Annotated in this window: 17 protein-coding genes and 1 tRNA gene; 9 read left to right on the plus strand and 9 right to left on the minus strand. The window is 38.0% G+C overall.

Annotated features, from left to right (window positions below; translation table 11 throughout):
- Nucleotides 1–219 precede the first annotated feature (219 nt).
- From ACTRWI_RS06205 to ACTRWI_RS06220, 4 genes are all read left to right on the plus strand, one after another.
- Complete coding sequence (locus ACTRWI_RS06205) at nt 220–642, plus strand: VOC family protein (protein ID WP_499129915.1); 423 nt, start codon at nt 220–222, stop codon at nt 640–642.
- A 454-nt stretch (nt 643–1,096) separates the two neighbouring features.
- Entirely contained in the window at nt 1,097–1,906 is an 810-nt protein-coding gene (locus ACTRWI_RS06210; protein ID WP_499129916.1) for a hypothetical protein, read from the plus strand.
- A gap of 291 nt (nt 1,907–2,197) precedes the next feature.
- Nucleotides 2,198–2,941: a helix-hairpin-helix domain-containing protein gene (locus ACTRWI_RS06215; protein WP_499129917.1), complete on the plus strand. Its 744-nt coding sequence runs from the start codon at nt 2,198–2,200 to the stop codon at nt 2,939–2,941.
- 23 nt (nt 2,942–2,964) lie between these two features.
- Complete coding sequence (locus ACTRWI_RS06220; RefSeq protein WP_499129918.1) at nt 2,965–4,110, plus strand: hypothetical protein; 1,146 nt, start codon at nt 2,965–2,967, stop codon at nt 4,108–4,110.
- A 434-nt stretch (nt 4,111–4,544) separates the two neighbouring features.
- Here the strand turns inward: ACTRWI_RS06220 and ACTRWI_RS06225 are convergent, their stop codons facing one another.
- A complete protein-coding gene (locus tag ACTRWI_RS06225; RefSeq protein WP_499129919.1) occupies nt 4,545–4,940 on the minus strand; it encodes a hypothetical protein in 396 nt (131 codons plus the stop codon).
- Complete coding sequence (locus tag ACTRWI_RS06230; protein ID WP_499129920.1) at nt 4,933–5,244, minus strand: hypothetical protein; 312 nt, start codon at nt 5,242–5,244, stop codon at nt 4,933–4,935. The genes ACTRWI_RS06225 and ACTRWI_RS06230 overlap by 8 nt, the downstream gene beginning before the upstream one ends.
- 445 nt (nt 5,245–5,689) lie before the next feature.
- On the opposite strand from ACTRWI_RS06230, the gene ACTRWI_RS06235 reads away from it, so the two are divergent.
- Nucleotides 5,690–5,766 (plus strand) — tRNA-Pro (locus ACTRWI_RS06235).
- Between the two features lie 134 nt (nt 5,767–5,900).
- Here ACTRWI_RS06235 and ACTRWI_RS06240 read toward each other — a convergent pair.
- Together ACTRWI_RS06240 and ACTRWI_RS06245 are read right to left on the minus strand one after the other, a co-directional pair.
- Nucleotides 5,901–5,981: a helix-turn-helix domain-containing protein gene (locus ACTRWI_RS06240; RefSeq protein ID WP_499129960.1), complete on the minus strand. Its 81-nt coding sequence runs from the start codon at nt 5,979–5,981 to the stop codon at nt 5,901–5,903.
- Nucleotides 5,982–6,322: 341 nt separating this feature from the next.
- The gene (locus ACTRWI_RS06245; protein ID WP_499129921.1) at nt 6,323–7,807 is read right to left on the minus strand and encodes a hypothetical protein; all 1,485 of its coding nucleotides are present in this window, start codon (nt 7,805–7,807) and stop codon (nt 6,323–6,325) included.
- Between the two features lie 504 nt (nt 7,808–8,311).
- Between ACTRWI_RS06245 and ACTRWI_RS06250 the strand changes: the two genes are divergently transcribed.
- From ACTRWI_RS06250 to ACTRWI_RS06265, 4 genes are all read left to right on the plus strand, one after another.
- Nucleotides 8,312–10,234: a hypothetical protein gene (locus ACTRWI_RS06250; RefSeq protein ID WP_499129922.1), complete on the plus strand. Its 1,923-nt coding sequence runs from the start codon at nt 8,312–8,314 to the stop codon at nt 10,232–10,234.
- 43 nt (nt 10,235–10,277) lie between these two features.
- Nucleotides 10,278–10,475 (plus strand): hypothetical protein, encoded by a 198-nt coding sequence (locus ACTRWI_RS06255; RefSeq protein WP_499129923.1) that lies wholly within the window; start codon nt 10,278–10,280, stop codon nt 10,473–10,475.
- Between the two features lies 1 nt (nt 10,476).
- On the plus strand, nt 10,477–10,650 hold the full coding sequence (locus ACTRWI_RS06260) for a hypothetical protein (RefSeq protein WP_499129924.1): 174 nt from the start codon (nt 10,477–10,479) through the stop codon (nt 10,648–10,650).
- Between the two features lie 402 nt (nt 10,651–11,052).
- Nucleotides 11,053–11,817, plus strand: coding sequence for a carbon-nitrogen hydrolase family protein (locus ACTRWI_RS06265; RefSeq protein WP_499129925.1), 765 nt, complete (start codon nt 11,053–11,055; stop codon nt 11,815–11,817).
- 527 nt (nt 11,818–12,344) lie between these two features.
- On the opposite strand, the gene ACTRWI_RS06270 is transcribed toward ACTRWI_RS06265, so the two are convergent.
- The 5 genes from ACTRWI_RS06270 to ACTRWI_RS06290 form a co-directional block, all read right to left on the minus strand.
- Nucleotides 12,345–12,650, minus strand: coding sequence for a hypothetical protein (locus tag ACTRWI_RS06270; RefSeq protein ID WP_499129926.1), 306 nt, complete (start codon nt 12,648–12,650; stop codon nt 12,345–12,347).
- Between the two features lie 657 nt (nt 12,651–13,307).
- Nucleotides 13,308–13,724 carry a hypothetical protein gene (locus ACTRWI_RS06275; RefSeq protein WP_499129927.1) on the minus strand — a complete coding sequence of 139 codons (417 nt, stop codon included), beginning with the start codon at nt 13,722–13,724 and terminating at the stop codon, nt 13,308–13,310.
- Nucleotides 13,725–14,619: 895 nt separating this feature from the next.
- The gene (locus ACTRWI_RS06280; RefSeq protein ID WP_499129928.1) at nt 14,620–15,276 is read right to left on the minus strand and encodes a hypothetical protein; all 657 of its coding nucleotides are present in this window, start codon (nt 15,274–15,276) and stop codon (nt 14,620–14,622) included.
- A gap of 13 nt (nt 15,277–15,289) precedes the next feature.
- Nucleotides 15,290–18,631, minus strand: a complete 3,342-nt coding sequence (locus ACTRWI_RS06285; RefSeq protein WP_499129929.1) for a hypothetical protein — start codon at nt 18,629–18,631, stop codon at nt 15,290–15,292.
- Nucleotides 18,632–18,642: 11 nt separating this feature from the next.
- Nucleotides 18,643–19,629 carry a tyrosine-type recombinase/integrase gene (locus ACTRWI_RS06290; protein WP_499129930.1) on the minus strand — a complete coding sequence of 329 codons (987 nt, stop codon included), beginning with the start codon at nt 19,627–19,629 and terminating at the stop codon, nt 18,643–18,645.
- Nucleotides 19,630–20,321: the final 692 nt, after the last annotated feature.

A 20,321-nucleotide genomic window follows, 5' to 3' on the forward strand; every position in this document is an offset into this window, starting at 1 on the left:
TAAAACCTTCACAGGTTGAATTCTTACCCGTGGCATTTTCTAGCTCGAAAATGCCCCTTTATGATTTAGAGTCGAAGCTCATACACTTCCTGTTAATGTGCATTTGCCCTACTAAATGTTATGCGATGGCGTAAATTTTTGCTTGACCTCAAGTTAAGTTGAGGTATTAAGCTAATTTGTGTTGATACTTTAGATCATTGATAAAAAGGATACTTGAATATGACAAGGATCGAGCACTTAAATATTACAGTTCCAGATATTGACGCTGCATTGGCATTTTTAGTTATTGTAGCTCCGGACTTTAATGTACGAAAAGATGTTAAATCTCCAGATAGACATCGTTGGGTTCATGTGGGCAACAAACAAAGCTATTTTGCACTTCAAGAGCCTCATCTAGACTCACTTGTTCCCCAAAGTTTTCAAAGAACGTATAAAAACTATGGTCTAAACCATATTGGCTTGGTTGTGGATGATCTTGAAGCTACAGAGGAGCGGCTGATTGAACAAGGCTATGATAGGGGTATTTTGGCTCCCGAAGAGACATATCGTAAAAGGGCATACTTTTTCGACAAAGCTGGCTTCGAGTGGGAACTAACAGAGTTTTTGTCTGACGTAGAAGATGAAATGTACCTATATGAGTAAGTTGCGAAAATCGCATAAATGTACGAGAGTAAACAAGTCTCATATTGAGTATTAAAGTGTCATACTAAGGATTAAAGTATCATACTCAAAAGGCAGCGAAGATTTGATCTCGCTGCCTTTTTGCTGCTTTCTCTAGCACATTTTTGCCCCGAAATGCGTTAGACCAAATACTCTACGAAATAAAGGGCCGTGCGTTTTCCCTACCAAATCTAATCCGATGAAAGAGAGTCAGACCGAGCTTATTTTAGGCGTATGTAGGTTGAAAATCGTATTGCTCCGAAGCCGCCGGAGTTATACGGAAACTTTCGGCAATTTCTGAAGTTCACATCCTAGACGCTAGGCAATACGGGCATTAGATTGAGCGAGAGTATAATTAGCGTTAATATTGGTTGCATATGATTTCGGAATAAATCCGTCTAATAAGCGTTATATGCTGAAGAGGTAAATATATACAATGGGTCGATACCTAAGAGATGAATCAATAAAGAATGTAACGATTGACGAAGGTGTACTCAAAGACATTAGCGATGAGTTTTTATCAAGAGCTTTAAAAATCAATGAGACCATACCCGAAAGTGAAAGGGCTACATCACCGAAAACTCAACTGGTAAGTTACGTAATACGATTTGACCGAAAAGGTTATCGTTTTTATAGCATTGAAGAATTATTGAAATTCTATAAGAGTGCGGGCCAAGTAGAGAGAGTTATTATTTGTATGGAGTCTCAGGAGAGTAGGCATACTAATAGAGAATTTGGCTGTCATAGTGAGCTCAGGTTCGATTCCAATGATCCCCAAAATTGCTGGCTATCCGTATCGAATGAAGAGAAAGACTGGGTTGAATCAACGTACTCAGCATATCGAGACATCATTTCAGCCATTAAGAATAAAAACGGGCTAATACGTACATCTTGGACACCATTGGTAGTACAAGTTGGGGGAGTTATAGTAGGGTTTTTGCTTAGTTTGGTAATTGCTGAAAACGTAAGTCTTTTGCTGTCAGTCGATAGCCCTTTTGTGGTTAGCTTTTTATTTGTATTGTTAATATATTCGAACCTATGGATGTATCTGAACCAATTAGTACTGAAAGGTATTGATTTCTCATTCCCTAATGTTAGGTTTCAGCGAAAGAATTCGTATGTTTTACACTGGACAGTCCAAGCAGTCGTAGGCGGTGTAATTGCTGCTTTTATTCTGTATATAATAGGTCTCGGAATGGAACAGGTTGCTGATATCTTGAAGTCTCTGCTAGTGGAGCGCATATAACGAATAAGGATTGAGCTTTGCGTAACCAACGTTAAATCCCAATTGTTGAACAAGCCGAGCCTCTACTCTATATAAGTAAACTGTGTGATTTGCTCTCGAAGGGGGGCAGCGTCAGTTTTTCATCAGGTTGGCTCAGCCATTGCAAGCAATGAGTACAGAGCGTTTTTAGCTAATCGCTGCCCCATTCCAAACTAGAACTGTTCTGTACCTCATCACGATAAGAGGTTGTTTGACCAACTTTTTCTTATGCATGTAATCTATCTGCACTCAGCAAACGATAAGGATTGATTAATGGGAATCTTTGACATTATCTTTGGTAAAAAAAAATCTACAGAGCAAGTTAAAAACGATGAAACTAACAAAGTTTCATCAGAGGTAAAGCAAGCCCCTGAGCAATATAAAACATTAGCCCCACAGAATGCAGACTTAATAGAGGGAATGCAGTTTCATGCAACATGCCAACTGCGCACTCCTATAGCTGTATTAGAAAGGCATGGAGAAGTCTATTTAGGTGAAGGTGAGCCTCCAAAATATGGCAGTCCTCAAGATGGAGTATGGATTGCAAAGTTAGATAGTGCTTATGACTTTCTTGCCGAAAGCAGGACTTGTTCGTCAGATGCAGGGGAAGTAAAAGCTGAAGAATATATAGCTTATGCTATCGGGCTTCTGCGTATTTTTGAATCAGATAAAACCATTTCAGAAAAAATGGCTGAAGCAGTATCTTATGCTGAAAATAGCGAAGAAAAAAAACAGATAGAACAAGGTATTTTGACGTGTTATCGGGAGTCAAGCATCGTTGATGTGATGGCCCGTTATATCACGGAGTCAGAACGTTTTGAATATTATCTAGATAAGCCTGAAAAACTTACTCTTGTAAACGGAGTTAACGATAAAATTGCATCCTCTTTAAAAGAGTCAGGCATCCAAACAATCAAAGAGCTATCGTACCTTACAGAAGATGACTTGATTAACATCAAGGGTATTGGAAGAGTAAGAGCACAGAAAATCATAGCACAGTTTAGTCGAGTGCGTTGAACGTCTACGAATATGAGGTACTTATGACAAAAAGTTGGCCCCCATGTGGGAGAATTGCACACCTTGCAGGTGGTCTGACTGCTCAAGTCGAACCTATGAGCGACCAAGTTATCTTGTGGCCCCAAAGTATCGATGGCAAAGAGGTACAAATATCGATCCCGACTTTTGGACGATTATATTATGCGCTGGAGAAATACGACCTTTGTATCGTTGGTGTTGAGTTTATGACTGATCAAAGTGAGTATTTAGGAGAGGCTCCTACACAGTTTCGAGGTTATGCTAAGCAGCAGAAAATCTGGCCAAATTGGGATGCATTTCAGTTATGGCGCAGCCTAGCACTTTCTTCTTTTGAGGCCAAAGATGGACTTGGTTACGACTTATCAAATCGCATTTCATATCAATTAAATGCCCTCAACGATAAGCTTAAGAATCTATCAATTAAGTATCGAGATCAGCTTAATGCAATTGTCTTAAAGAATGACTTTATCGATGGACAAAGATTCCATGATGGCTTTACCAATCTTGTGTATCAAGAGTTCCATTCATTCCTGTTTGAAGCAGGAATATTAAGAGATTACCTGTGCGAGTATGTTTACAATTTTTCTTCAACCGCTGGTTTAAAATTGACGCATAAGAACTCTGACAAAATAAAAGAGATTACAACTGCAAACGGTTTGCTGAAAGCGTTAAATAATGCCCCTGAACTGTCAGAGTTGGAAGAGCAACTTAAGGTAAGTATGGCACCTGATGGGTGGTTATTCGAGCTAGGAATATACAGGGATCTAGTCATGCATACTGCTCCCATTAGCATTGCCAGCCATCAGTTGTATGCTATTCAAATTGTGCACGAGTTTCCTGATGGAAAGCAGCTCCCCTCGGTAAGGTTTCCTCTACCAGATAACATTGAATCGGTTTACAAAGATCGGTGTCGTAGAGGGGACTTTCGCAAGTACATTGAACAGTTTGATGCGCTATGTGAAAAGTCGCTTGATGAATATGGGAAATATGATTGCCTAGAATATGCAAACAAAATACATGGTTTGCTATCTAATTTAGCCCTTTCAATTGGGGGATTGTCTCCAAATGAACCCAAACGAATGGTATTTACTAAAACTCATGAAGGTACAAATGCTCGGACTAAGTTTATGGGAACAACTGATGAATTTTAGACGGCTGACTTCTCAAGTTTAACTAATATAAACAAATGATTCAGAGTGAGTGTCCTAAAACACTTTGTCCAAACTCGTGTCAAGCCACCAGTTTGTCTAGCACCACCAGTTCTAGCACGAGCTTGCCCCGAAATCACTTAGACCAAATGCTCTACAAAATTTAGGGGCGTGCGTTTGTCCTACTAAATCTAATCAGACGAAAGAAGATAAGTCCATGCTCATTTGGAGTGCAATCAGGGTGAAAATTGTATTGCTCGGAGTCCGCCGGAGTTATACGGAAACTTTCGGCAATTTCTGAAGTTCACATCCTAGACGCTAGGCAATATGGGGGTGAGATTGAACGTGAGTATAATTAGCGTTACTATCGGTTACATATAATTACGGAAAAAATCCGTCTAATAAGCGTTATGCCTCTTTCCTTGAGGCATCTTTAATCAAGACATCTTGTCCTTGAAATAGTATCCAATAATGAATCCAAGTGATGTACCGAAGCTGTTAATTATCAAGGATAGGACACTCTCAAGCTCTAAGGGTTTGACCATCCCTTCTTTAATCTCAATTCCACTGTACTTTAGAGTTAGTAGCCATTGCATTGATAAGTGGTTGTAATATAAAACAAAAACCCCAGCTAGAATCAACAATAGAAACAGCCCAACAAGAAAGTATGTTGTGAGGTTACTACGAGTTTTAATATCGTTTTGTTTCTTCAGTGCTTCGACGAGCTTTTCTTCTGCTTGGCTAACAGATGATTGACTTGAAGAAGATTGATTTTCCTTTTTTACCTCATTGTACTGTTTTACTAGCTCATCAATGTTCAAATCATCAGCCATTAGTATCTCCCTCGGAGAGAATATCTATTACTGAGGCATACTCCTGACTATGCTTACGCATTCTTGGCAGTGTCTTATTTGTGAGGGTACTAATGTGGTCAATAAATGTTTTGGTTGATGTTCGGACATCACCACTTTTTTTCATGTTTGGATCAAGTTCAATCATCAAATCCACCATCTTCTGAATCATATCGAGCGCGGAAGAAATTGCTTCATCGAGTTCTTCTCTAGAAGTCTCTGTGTCGCTTTCAATTTTTTTCAGGTGAGTAAAAACATCACTAATTTGCGATTTTGAATACTTCATGGCTTACCATTTAGGAACAACGTATGTCGTAAATTATAAAGCAATATGAGCGTTGTGGAAGAGGTTTGTATGTGAAAACAAGCGGCATAACAAATAAGGATTAAGCGTTGCGTAGCCAACGTTAAATCCCAAGTGTTGAACAAGCCCGAGCCTCTATATAAGTAAATTGTGCGATCTGCTCTAGAAGGGTGGCGGCCTTGATGCTTTTCTCAAGGAGAGCGCGGTCTCCGAAGGGCAGAGGTTTCGATACGTAATCTGATACGACCTGCACGTCAGTTTTCCTATTTGCCATACCTGTAGTTATTCATGACTTGCTAATGTTCGATTTTACGAAACTGATTTTTGTCCAAAAATCAGTTTTACAGGCTGGTTTTTCACCCGTGATATTCTTATCTAGGATTATTCTAGTTGACGCATATGAAAAAACTTATTAGATTAAGTTTATCGGACTGTAGCGCAGCTTGGTAGCGCACCGTCATGGGGTGTCGGAGGTCGCTGGTTCAAATCCAGTCAGTCCGACCAAAAACCTTTGAGATAAAGTGGGAAGTTCCTAAGAACTTTCCCCTTTCAAGTTGCTCAGCAACATCCGCAGAGTTCTAACAGTCATGATATGTACCTGAACTTATCGCTATCAAACTCCCTGCTTGTGATCTCGTTTAATTTTTTCTGAAGTTGCCTCTATTGATACCCAACATTCTTGCCGCCTTAGATTGGTTACCGCGAGTGTGCGTTATCAACTCGGAAAATAATACATCAAGTACCGTCTTGTGATTATTCGTAGTTTTCTAATTTAGCAAAAACGCTGGCACATTTGTGTCCATCAACGAGTCAGTAGAGCTGTGCTGACTCTGTGATGAGTTGTAACACACCTTTGCCCCAAAACGTCATGTCAGCACCGCTTCTTACTTGGGTTTGAATTCGAGAGTTTTGTAATATTTGTACTAATGACAGGCAAAAAGCAAGACCTGAACTTGATTTAGGGCGACCAGTTCACCACTCTACTAGATAAGTTTATAGAACAACTTATCTAGTAGAGAACAGCAAAAAGTCACTCGGGTTAGTAGCTTTCTTTAACTAATTAATCGCCTAATCTTTCTGATTTTACTTGAGATAAAACGCTAATTACTTCAGTTTGAAACTGTTCGATTGAGCATTCGAAATGATGGAACTCATCATAGCACCGGTTGAATGCCCGGCCCTGAAAGCTTTTATACCAACTGATATCGGTTAACCTATATTCTTCGATATGAGGTTGTATTACATCTATACAGTTCATTTGGAGTAGCATCAAAGATAGTTTTTCTAGAATCATAGAACCAAAGAAATGTTTGGATATATAAGCTTTAAGTTCTTTCTCATCCATTTTATTTACGTAAATGATATGTTCTTCAACTAACCGGTCATAAATCTCGATATATTTTGATTCTGAGTAACACTCAAGTAGTGCTGTAGACTCAGCGATTTGTTCTCTAGTTAAATACCCAAAGAGTTTCTCTCTTAATTCAGCTCGTTTTTGTATCTCATGTTTCATTTTATCGAAGTCGGGTTTATATACTCTGATTTCAGTTTTGGTTTCAGCTCGTTTATAGTCCGTTCGATATTCATCTACAGGTTTATAGTCAAAATATACTTCAAATATAACGCCGATAGCTTCCGCACTTAGATGCTTTGGTTCATTAATCATATTGAGACTATGGTTTAAGTAGGGATTGCATTTGATAGCGGAAATCGTTTTGCTATATATGCCGCCTGATAATCCATATTTATCTCTAACTACTTCTTTTGCTTGTGCTGCTATTGGTTCACCTTCTTTATCTTCATACTCAGCCAACACCAACGATATTGATTGTAGATCGTGGTATGAAAGTTGATTTGGTGTGTTAACCCAAGAGTACTCATATTTCATTTCCTGAGTTATTTGATCCTGAAAATCAAAAAGCTTAAACAACATAGTAAATCTGAGTTCAAGTATTCTGATGTTAATAAGCGGTGTTTCAGCTAAGTGAACTTGGCTATCGTTGCTGGCTGGGTATCTGAAAGTTTGGCCTGTAGGATCAATATCGGCAATATCTTGGATGTAAGGGTCTAACAATGGAATGAGCTTGCTGAAACGCGAGTCTATTACTGATGCATATTCGGTTACCAGATTCCACAGTTTAGATAGATCGTGTGTGGATGCCTCATCTATTGTAGGAAAGGGGTCTAGCTTTCCCCTTAATGAACGATCTTTTGCAACTTTGGCGTCTCTATGCTGTTTTAGCTTAACCTCTCTTTTTGAGGCTAACATTCCTAAGTCTTTCCACCATTTTTTCAGCCGTAATTCCACAGCATGTCTCATGTTGAAACAAATAGGATAAACCAAAAAGTCGAGGTGAGTTCTAAACTCAGAAGATTCTTTCGCTGATCTAATCAGTTCGAGTGCGGCGCTTGAAAAACCAAGAGCATAATCTGTATTTGAACGGGCTTCTCCTTCCGGAGCAAAGCTGCCATTATTACCAACAGTTGCATTCAGGTGAGTCGTTTCACCTCCCGAGAAAGTATCGTTTTCAATTCTTTGGTTCATTATTATATCCTGCAATATGGCCAACATACCATTCAATGAATAGCATATTACCACGATTGGTAATTAGATGATATTTAAATGAAATATGCGTTGGCTTGTGAACCAATGGGGGCAGGTCTTGCTTTTTGTTAGTTAATTTTTGCCATACGCTAACTAATCCGACTTTTACTAAATAAGCAAAACTACTAACTTACTTTTGTCCAGAGGCTTGTTAGACCTGAGGTTTTACTCATGGCACTTTTCTAAAAAGTGCCAGCTAACCCAGATCTGCCCCATTCCTCGTTAGCACAACAGAATAGTGATATTCCTTAGCAGAAAGTTGCGCGATTTTTCTAATGGTTGACCATGTAGAATCGATGTATGGTTTCCCCTGCTCACATAGGTGGTGATTTTTTTTCCATGAAATCGGTTCGGCCAACTGATAAATTGAGTCCATAGAACAAAAAACGCAAAAAAAGAAATAGCCATGATGGCATTTTTCTAAGTCAATAAGATGTGAATAATATGGTGAAGTTGGTCAAGTTTATTTCTCAATTTTCATTTAGTGATGCTTTGTTTAAGGTTGTGCTTGGGAGCGGGCATGAGAGGATATCAGATAAAAGAACTCTCGATAACATGCAAAAATATTACGCAGGTGAAGAAGGCCAACTCGAAACTGTAGTCCAGATTTTACTTGGTAATAGCAATAGTGAAGAGGTGATCTCGGATCTAATTAAGGGCTTTCAAGTTATAAATATTCTATTACAGGAATTGAGTAGCGAAGAGTACCGTACAAAGGCTACTTTTGAGGTTGGACAATGGTCTTTTATCTCAAATATCATGATCCCTCAGTCTACTTGTTTGTACTCAGAGTTCATTGATAGAGTGAACAAATCCTCACCTTTAGCACATTTTGATGCTTATTTACCGTCCATGGTACGTGGATTTACACCATCTCAAATTTTAAAACAATATATGATGGGTAAATGCCATAATAAACTAGATCTAAAGGAAGAAGTTAATGCTATTAAGCCAAACTCTGCACTAACACATAAAAGCATAAAGAAATTATTGAAACAGGTAAAAGAACAATGTGAATTGACAGGGCACAGTGTTGAGTCGATATTCCTGTTAACCATTGAAGAATTAGAAGCATTCATAAACTGCTCAAGATATTTACAATGTGTACATAATGAATGGTCTAAAGAGTTCAGCAACGAGCAAGTATCAGAGTTATATCAATATATAATTCAATGCTATGATTACGCAAAAATAGTCTCATGCGAAGAAAGTTATAAAGATATAAATTCCGTAGGTATCTCTTTATATCCGAGAATGTTTATACACTTCCATAAAAAGCTATTTAATTTTCTATATTTTATCAATGATGACAAGCTAATTTCTGGTTCGGTTTCAAATATAGGATTATATAAAGCCATTAGAGATTCCTTGAGAAGTAATTTATATAATAACCCCGCTCATATTTTGCCCGTAGACCTAATCAATCCGTTTGGGTGTGTTATTGAAGAAATATTTAACAATTGGAATAGTAAAGAATGGAATAGAACTGAGTTCCCTTCAACTAAATCAGGAAGAGTATTAAAGTATCTTAGTCTAAATCTAAATTTCGAATCGATAAACTGTAATTTGCCAGAACTGCTAAATGATGAAGATCATATCTATCATAAACATGAAATTCTTTACTATCAGTCTTTGCATTTTCTTATGACAAGAGAATATGAAAAATCACTAGAGATAGCTCGTAAAAGCCTTGAGTTATGCCAGTCGATAACAGCAGGGAAGATCTCGATTCAATGCGTTGAATTAATCATTATGTTGCAACTGCTACAAAATAAACCTCTTAATGGTGGCTGGTATCAGAAATACATGAAACCACTGATGTTTAGTGTTCCGAATGAAACATATTTCGTTATTAATAACAGTGAAGAAGTAGACCATAAAATCGATAATATGTATATTGAATATCATATGTTGTACTCCATAGTAAATAAATTCAACCAGATGAATATTTGTGATTGCAATGGAGATATTATTAAATATAACCCACTTGAAAAGTTTAATAACTTAGTTGATGATATTTATCAAAAAATAGACGGAGATAATTCAGAATCAAGTATTGTTCATGCTATAAAACAGAGTGTCAAAGGTTCTGATTTATCACGCTATATTTCTCAACCAATCCCATTCACATTCGAAATGGGGATTAGCGGATTTATGTTTATACTCGCTATATTTAATATCAACCACGAAAATGCTTCTGATGGAATGAAATGGCTACTAAACAGAAAGGCTGATGAATTAGATTTTATAGCCGATACATTATCTAATTTACGAACTGAAAAACAGCGTATAGAACATGAAAAAAACAGCAGAGTTGACTTATTTAGATTAGCTCAGCTTGTTCGAATGGACAATCTCGAACTTTGATATAACCAAAACAATCAACCAGCCAGAAACAAGGAGGGCATATATGCCAAGATCAGCTTATACAAGTATTGATGAGGGCGGAGATTACGTCACTGTGGCTCCAAGAAGTCAGAGAGAAGTGGAATTATTAAATCGACAACTAAGGAGAATTCAATCATTTATTCCTGACCAGAAACACAGAGTCACACCAACAAAATTGGCGAAGCGCTTGATATTAGAACAAGCAGAGAGAGATGCCTAGAATGAAAAAAGCTGAATACCAAAAAGTCTTTGCATTGAATGCTGAGATTACCTTTAAGCCCAATTGTCGTCAAAAAAAACTACTAATTAAGGTCGCTAAAAAAAACGAAACAAGTGTAAATGAATACTCTTGTAACGCTTTGACCAAAAGCCTGATAGAAGAAGATGACTCTTGATTGCACACACCTTCAAAACACGGCCAATCCAAATACAAATGTGTGTGGATTAGTCGTGTAATGGACTAGCAAATTTAGCCAGAGCAAAGGACGCTCCCCATAGAAATAGTAATTCATAAGCATCTAATTTAGCAAAATCATTGACATATCTCTGCCCCATTATGGCTCAGACTAAATACCCCACACAGTCTAGGGAGCGTACATTTCCCCTACCAAATCTAGTCCGATTGATTTGATAACTATTCACTCCTGCCATTAGGCCACATCTTTCAGTCTAATTTCCCTTCATGTGGCGTAATTTATTGATTATCAGTTGAGTTAATATAAAAATGACTGCATTTTGAAGGATGAAAAACGACTATTTTTCGTTTAATAAGCGTTGTAACGCTTAAGGAGTACTGAGTGAAAATCGGCATTGTTCAGATGCAAATGAGATGGACTGTTGCACAAAACCTTTCGACAATATCTGGGTGCATTAAAAGGCTAGGTGCACTAGATGTCCTAATTTTCCCTGAACTCGCATTAAGTGGTTTTCATAGAAATATACAAGCTGAGTGTAAAGAACTCTTAATTCAAAATGCCGTAGTCGAACTACAGAATTTAGCGAAAAAGTACCGAACAAGTCTGTTTTTTGGTGCACCTAAAGTAGTTGGGTCAAAAGTGTTCAATAGTTATTTTTGCATCAGTAAAACTGGTCAGGTCATAGCACAATGGGACAAGACTGGATTAACTGAAAGTGAGTCCAAGTTTTTTTCTAAAGGTGATAATAGAAGTGTATTTGATCTTGATGGCGCTCGCTGTACCACGGTAATTTGTAGAGAGGTCGAGGATACCGACTGGTTTATCTCTCAAGTTCGTTCCTGCTCTCCAGAAATCATAGTTTGGCCTAGCTATATCAGGCAGAATGGCAATGACAAGACCTTAACGGGCTATTTTTCAGCGGCTTCTGAAATAGCTAAGGAACTCAATGCGTTGGTTTTACAGTGCAACTGGCCACAAGCACTCAACGATCAGAACATTCGTGGATTAGGTGGTAGCCGTATATTCGGAACCGATGGTAAATGTCTTTTTACCATGCCTATAGACCAACTTGCGATAAGTATCTTGGAGTTTTCTAACGGGGCGTTGAGGTCAGTTGAGACTATGAGTACACTGAAAACCGCGTAATAACAGATAAGGATTAAGAGTTGCATAGCCAACGTTAAATCCCAAGAGTTGAACAAGCCCGAGCGTCTACATAAGTAAATTGTACGATCTGTTCTAGAGGGGTGGCGACCTTGATACTTTTCTAAAGGCGAATGCGGTCTTCGTAAAGCTGAGGTTTCGACACATCATCCTGTGAGTCCTACACGTCAGTTTTGCTATTTGCCATACCTGTATTTATTCATCGTTTGCTAATATTCGATTTCCCGAAACTGATTTTTGTCCAGAGACGTGCTAGGTCTCTATTGTGGCAGCACACATTGGGACAAGAGCGCCTTAGTGCGACTGCTCTAAAACACTTCTACCCCAAAATTGGTTTCGCTAAAAAGTCCAGAATCACAGTTGATTGGTTTTTGACCTAAAAGAACTAGTCTGAAACCCCAACTCATAAAGAACTAAAAATGGGTATCAGAGTGCAGTTCTTAGTTCAAAGAAACTCAATGACTTTTGCTCTACAAACTACTCTTAAACAGTTTGATTCTCTTTTTTAGTCACAAGTTGCTTAAACCTTTATGCTCTTTTCTGAGACTGTTAACCATTAAACCAAAAACCTCAGGTATTTCAGTGATCTCTATATAAGGCGCGATATAGGTTGTCCGGCTATTGCCTAAAGCAAACTTAGATACATTTTCATTAGAACGTATAGGGTTATAAAAAATCTCAAAGTAAAACCCTAAAAATATCATGATGATGGAGCTATAAAGCTGACCTCTAACTTCATATTTCCTAGGGAATGGTGAAACAACAAAATTTCTCAGATGACTTTCGTCAAAACCTCCATCTGTTGTATCAACCAATCTCTGCACAATAACAGTACATGAATTCTTTGAAACATTATCCTTCCTAACCAAGCTAGATCGGATTAGCTCTAAAAATCGTGGGTCAACTTTAATTGTTTTATAGTTTTCATGTTATGAAACAGCACCCCTCCAGAAAATAGATAACACGAAGCTTTTAAATTTTAGAGTTTCAATATCGGTAAAATGGACGCCGTCATCATGTCGAGTAACTTTTCCAACCTTGCCCCTTAATAAGTTCAAACTATATTGCTCATAGGTAATGTTTAACTTTACCTCACATCCACTACACAATTGCTCAGTAGCCCAACTGTCCTGAGACTTTCTATTGGGAATTAATTCACCAGAAGAAAGTTCGATAGCCTGACCATTTCCTCTCTTAAACAAAGATCTAAATACTGAATCAGGTATTGCATGTGAATTACATAACTCAGACTTACAAAGACACAGCTGACACTTTTTCAATGAATACCTCCTGAGTGCTAACGCTTTCTATACGGCGAGAGGCAGTATTTATACGTTTGTTTATGACTATTTGATTTTTTATGATAACAATGAATTCAGAGACTTAAAACGAAAGTTTTCATGTTAGAGCGCAACATGTAGTTTAATGTGAAGAATTGAATTTTACGTAACGGCTCTTAGAATGGACCCAATTCAAGACATCATTTTACTGTTGAATCTTATCCGATTTCCGTTCATTTCCTTTATTTTTATTATGTCCTCTTTGCAATTTAACATTGCAGGGTAAATCATCGCATCGAATGTCGGTGTTTCTTTCTTCAAGCGTTCAACTTCATTGTTATGTATGCCGTATTTGGTTGTAGGTCTCCCCCCTCTTTTTATTTTATAAAATGATCTTGTTTTTCCTTTATTATCTTGGATGTCTGTTTTTTGTAGACAGAAGTTTAAGCTATACCAACGATTAACTTTGATATGGCTGTCGACACCAAAATTTTTCCAACCATGATTGTATGTGCTTGATTGAATTTTGGTGTTTTCGCACCAATTCATCATCTCTGTAAAAAGCTTTTTAGATAAAGAAACTTCGTCTACTGTGCTGGTTTTTATCATTTTGTTTAGGGTCTCTTCTTAATCGTATAGATCATAAATATGATGATACTCGTGAGTTACCTCTAGATTAATATATTTCCACGGGGCAACCTTTGTTTATAAAGACTTTTATACATTTTTTAGTTTGTGATTTAACGTAACTCTACTTAGTGCGCACCTAAACAAATACCTTTGCTAGTGCGATGCTACTCATCGCATTAGCACTTCACAAGTAAATTTGCCATACCTTTTCCTAATACTTGTAGTATCTATGGACGCAGCAGTAACAGTAGTGGAACTAATTCGATGAGAGCACCATTCCGGGTACTTATATTCCCATACAAATTTGAAATGACAAACTCCCATATTTATAATTGCTTGCCGAACAGACATTGGTGAATGGCAGGCAATTTCTGGTGGTGGTGAAGATAATGAGTCTTTGCTTGAGACTGAAAAAGAGAATTATATGAAGAAACCTCGTTAACAGGTATTGAGTGAGTTCAACTAGATTCTATGTGTATGTTACCGTGAGTGTTTTATTCTGGTTCTGAAGAATGGAGCCTTCACCCTTATGAGATACCAGAACCCTCATTCTCAGTGCAGGTTTCGAATGAGCCACTGTTATCTTCGGAACACACTGAGTTTCGTTGGTGTAACGCATCTGAGTTGAACGAGCTCCTCAAATATGATTCTAATCGAATAACTTTATGGGAGTTATCCGAACGACTTAAGCGCCATCCCATAAATAGTAAAAATCGAGTCTGCCCAAACAGTGCTAACTTAGGCGACTAACAAGAAAATACTCCATTCTTCAGGCACCTACAAAGCATTCTTCGGTCAGATACCCACCATCCTAAAAGGTGTTCATAGCTTACGAATACACGTAGCAACATATTACTTATGATGACAAGCAATCTCATCTCTCTTTGAAGAAATCTGGCAAATTATCTTCATTAAAAAGATCACTCTCATTTAGTAAATCAATTACTTTACCATTCTTAATTTCGTAAGACCCTTCACTGTTTTCATTAGTCTTCAGCTCAAATCGTAATAGTGTATCTATCACTTCAAGCGCTTTGTTAAGCTGAGCCCTGTCCCGCTGAAGCGAATCTTTTAGCGATGTAAATTCCGTTTGTGTATATGTTGAGGCTTGGGGAGGAGCAATAGAAGCGGTTGCCTTTTTCCGTTGATCTTGTGCTTCTACTAATAAAAGGCAAATTTCTTGCTCTTTATTCTTAAGCTCATTCTCCATGGTTTCCAAACGCGATCTTATATCCTGAGTTTCTGTATCTTTCGCTCTGATTTTCAAATCACATCTTGTTTTAATATCGGCTCGTTCATTTTGGTTTCCTATATAGGTATCAATGAGTTCCCAATAGGGAGACTTTTTTCTTCTAAATGTTGAGCTATCTACAGGCTGACCACTTTCTCCCATTTTTTGAGCTAAATATTCAGACAGCTTACGCGATGAAGGAAAAGTCGAATTAGATTCTTTCAACTCATCAAGGGTTTTCTGAATAAACACTGTCCTTTCATTCAATAGTGCTTTTTTCTTTTCGATTAAAGTTACCATTATACCGCCCCTATTAGTATTCAGTGCTTACTAGAGCCACTGTTTGCTCATTCGTTAACCCATTGAGATCTGCTTTTGTTCTTACTACCATCGCTAAGAACTCTAGATCAGACAGTTCATTATTAAGCTGGTTTGCTCGCTCTTTAGCTTTAATTTCAATCCTTCTCCTAAGCCTTGAAGCTTGCATCTTTAGTTTCTCGCTGTGCAAAAGTGGAATACCTTCCGTTTCTTTCAATCTTAACATTAGCATTTCTTGTTCAGTTGCACCTTTGGCTTTAATTGTCTCCATTAGCTGCATCCCGTCATCTGAAACATAGTAAATACCGTTGTGATTAGAGTCTTCGATAACTTGCTTTCGCACTTCCCAATATGATGCTTCAACAATATAGTCCATCTTACTTGCCTTGAGTGCTTTCACCTCTTCCTCTAGCATCTCAAAATTTTCTAACTTCGTATTAATCGTTTTTATTTCATCACACAAAGAGCGAATTGTTGCGGTCAATGATGGAAGATGGTTGTTTGTCGTTACGGTTAGCGGGCACGCAAAACATTTTTTCTCGCCAAACGTATCAACTATTTCTTTTGGGCATTCTCCGCCCACTGGACACATGTGAGTACGGAAATAGGAGATATTGCCAGAGCTGCCTTTTCCTAGCTCATGAAGTCCATTGATTTGAATATTACTGTCTCCCAGATCAAAATTTATTGACTGAGCGTTATATTTATCAAGTGTTTGGCGTGGTTTATCGTGCAGTTCGTTTTCAAACATTTTCTGGTTAATTTCTGAATCACGCACTGAAATTAAAGTTTTATCGCCCTTTTCATCCGTACCCATGATTGTAACAATCTGATTGATTAATTCCTTTGATGCGCTATTTGGAAGTGCTTTTGTATAAAAGTCTACCGTTGATTCCGACTGACCTGTCAAATACTTACCTACAACATCAGACCCTAAGATAGGAGCAAATACACTGGCCGTCATTGTCCGTAATGAATGTGGTGTTACGCGAGTTTTTCTGGTTACTGGAGTAAATGGAACCTCTTTATGACGATCGTGATAAGAAATTGAGACATCGCATAGTTTTGTATCAAATTCACCAATAGAGTTAAGGTGAATAAACTCATTCAGTGAATAGTGAAATATAGGAGTAAAAAGTGTCGTAGGCTCGAAGTCAACACCATTTCGGATAAGAAAGGCTTCATATTCATTGATAATTTCACTAAATAAATGTGGACACGCATTATCATTGTGCTTGTTTTTCAGCCTAAATAGAGGCGATATGTTCCCCCACTTTGAGTCCTCATGCCCATAATATGGTATTTCCCCACCAATAGCTGGGTTGGATTCCATTGCCATTTTTTTTATTTCATGAACCTTTTTCAGCATTTTCATCGTATCCGTAGATACTACAACTGTGTATGAATGATCTTTAGCTTTATCTGTTGTAACAATAAGTCTTTGGAAACCACTATCAGCACTAGAGAATAAATTAAAACACTCTTTATCATCCAGCCAAATCGCGTTTGCCCTTCTCAATCCAGAGTGAAGACCCAAGTTCATTAAAGACCATGCTATGTGGTTATGAATATAAACATTCTCGTCTTTAGTGCCTTTTTTAAATCGGACATCATCATGTTTTATCAGCTTTATTTGTGGGATATGCTCTAGAGACACTCGACCGATTTTCATAGGAAAGCTTCCATCGATATTAACGTCTCGATTCACTATGATGTAACTATTGCAGTCCCGACCACTTTCTATAGATCTCATTGATTCATCGAGCATCTGACTAGTTACTTCATTACAAAAGCTGCGCAAGCCTAGCCAATATTCTAAACCAAATACATACTTGGTATTTTTTACATACCTTTTGCCTTTTCTCTCCTTAGCCTTACCAGTAAGAGGGTTTTTGAAGTTCTGTACTAACCCAGAATCTAAGCCAACCAAGTAATCGAAGAAGTTACTGATGATAAGTAAGGCATCTCTTCCACTGTTGTTGCCTTTTGTATCCTCTCTATGTACAGCGGAAGTCATGTCGTAAACAAACTGCTGAAGTGTCACAGGATACTGAAAACCTTCACTGAACTTGTCTCGATTCTCCATTTCAAACACATTACTTCTTTGGATGTACAGGCTGTGAATTAAGTCTTCTGGTTGATCGGGATAAACAAACCTACCTGATAATCCTGCCTTGAAGTAAGCAGGTAAATATGAGAATAGATACTTGTTGAGAAAACTGAGACGCATTTTCTTCTGTTTGACCGTACCAGATTCATTTGAGGTTCCTCGTATATAGTCAAGTTGCGCAGCTATCCAAATGTTGTTCTGGTCGAGTTCATCAGGAAAAAATGCTGAATCAGAGCCAGCTTTGCCTGACCAGTATCCGTAATCTAAGTTGGTGTTTCGATCTCTTACTGGAACTGTTACTTCCTTGATACCCTGAACACTTTTACCTACTAAGCTCTCTAGTTTTCTGGAGCCTTCAGTGTACACTACGCAATTAGGTACTGTTTTTGCGCCATATTGTATCTTTGCCCTTAAGATAGTGAACTCTGCATAGATATTGTTATCATTCATAAGCCCAGCACGAACAAGTAAATCCATCGCTGGCTTAATATTGTATGCCGCAGGGCTGTTACCATAATGTTCCATGAGGTCATTGTGATAACTAAGCAAAATATCTACGGTAATGTCATTTGGATCAGTAATTCCATTAGCCACAATGATGTCCGCTAGTCTTTTGAAAGACTGATTGAGCTTATCAGTTGATAACTTTTCCATCTGAACATGCTTTCGGTACCACTCTTTGAATACTGGCACCTGAATAGACTCAATAAATTTACCAAATCGCTTTAAAGTCGCCCCAAGCCAAAAATCACTAGCTAAAGGGGGGATAAACTTATTCATAGCAGTAGTGCTTAGGCGTTCAGCAGCGTTTGTAGATTTGGGATGGGATCCAACCATTGAATTCAGTATTACAAGCTTGTTTAAGGCTAAATAGGAAACAAAACAACGCATGTTGTGCATGCGGTTAAATATGTCGTTTTGTCGTACTTTTCCTGATGACGGAATAAGGTCTTCTAAGACGGGAAGATACTTATCCTTAGTGTCGCCTCTAGCCTCCATCTTAAGCAAAGCTTCCACCTCGGCTAAAAAAGACTTTATTTCATCTAGCTGCATTCCTGAAACTTTTTTCAATATGGCAATACAGCTATCACTGCCATCGTCAGCTCCTCTAATTTTTCGTCTGTATGAGGCAGGGAATGCACTATCGCAGCATTCTTTTAATGTGACATTGAAAGAAACAACAAGCGTTCTAAAACTATCTTTTGTGAAGGCGTCAAGGAAGATCATAACTATTTACTCTAGATTTCAATCATATTGGACTTGCTAATAAGGTTGCCTTCGTAAAAGATGGCTTCTTGTTCGAGCAGTGCTTTATTGGTCTCTTCAATACGTTTAGCCATCTTTTCAAAAGTTTCTTTGGCATAAATCTTTGTACTTTTTAATGAGGAATGCCGCATAAAGTATTGAACATCATAATCTGAATACCCCTGACTGCCATCATACCTAGGAGCAAAATTTCGCAAGTAGACAGCATAGAAATGACGCATCGAATGTGTCCCTAGTTCATCATATATTTGGTCAGTCAATCCTGCTCTTATAAGGTTTTTCTTCCACACGCCACTGATCGTGCTCCCTTTTGAGTGATAACAAGGGTGATAGACCATTTCTTTAGTGAGCTTACTTTTCCTCCCACGCTTCTGCAGAAAGACATATTCAGAACCTGATTCCGCTCTCTCATTTTCTAAGTACCTTGTTAACTCATCAAAAAAGAATGTCTTAAATGGCTCGACTAGATGGACTGAGTAGTGATCAATAGACTTACCTGTCCGATTAATGTAGTCAACAGACTCTAAATAACTAATAGTACCTTTGTCATGTAACCTAACTTGCTCATGGACTATATCAATGTCTCGAAATCTAATGGATGACGCCTCAGATATTCGCAAGCCACCACCAAAGCAGAGTGCATACATAGCCTTATCGCGATGAGATTTGACACTGAGTAGAAATTGCCCAACTTTTTCAAATGGAAAATGCTTATCACGATCAGGTTTCGGAGAGCAAGGAAGCTTGAAAAAGTTCTTAATTGATGTGACCTTTGCCCCACCTGAAATACAAGAGGCCATATATGAGTTTTCGATTAAAGCTGCTCTTTCCCTCTGTGTTAGGTTTCTTACATTACCAAGATCGTTACCAACAGCTGTTAAACTTTGCTCAACGTCTATGAATCCATCTCTCGTACGCTGACGTTGCAAGCTATGCTCAAGAGCGTTTGATGCAGACACAAAGCTACATAAACTAGATATCATTCGACTAACAGAGCTCCTCGCTAATGCACGTGAGTTTAGATTCTCGGCACAAATTCTGGCCAAGGGGTTTTTAGATCTTTTCCCATCAAGCAAAAAAGAAGCATATGCACTGAAGATGAGTGTTAGAGCACTACGGAGCTCATGACTTGCCGCGATAACCCGGTTTTGATTGATTGCTAGTGCATATTCCTTGGAGTGTATAACATTCGAAGCCTCTATATAATAATCATAAAATCTGACTAGATCTGAAGCTTTAGACTTGACGTTGTTATATGGAACGCTATTTAGAATCATTGAATTTATGTACTCTTCTGCCTCAATAATTCTGCCTGTAACATTAGACGTATACGAATAAAAGATAACTCCATCGGAGTCCCTTAGTTCTCTCTTGAGGACATTTTTCGTTTTTCTAGACAAAACTCTATTTCACCACACATCAGCCTTAAAACTGACATATACTCTACCAACAATGAATTTTTGGTGCAATTGAGAAGAATATTATGACAACCATATCTTACTGATTCAATTAGATATTAAATCAGGTTCACCATTACACCAAAGCATCCTATATCCCAAAAATATGTACTACAGTTTTAGTACATCTTCTGACAACTATTGAACTCACAACCATCAACTTTTACTCCAACGGTGGGTCCTAGAACGACGTC

This window comes from Pseudoalteromonas sp. G5_S1_14_S5 (assembly GCF_054968605.1).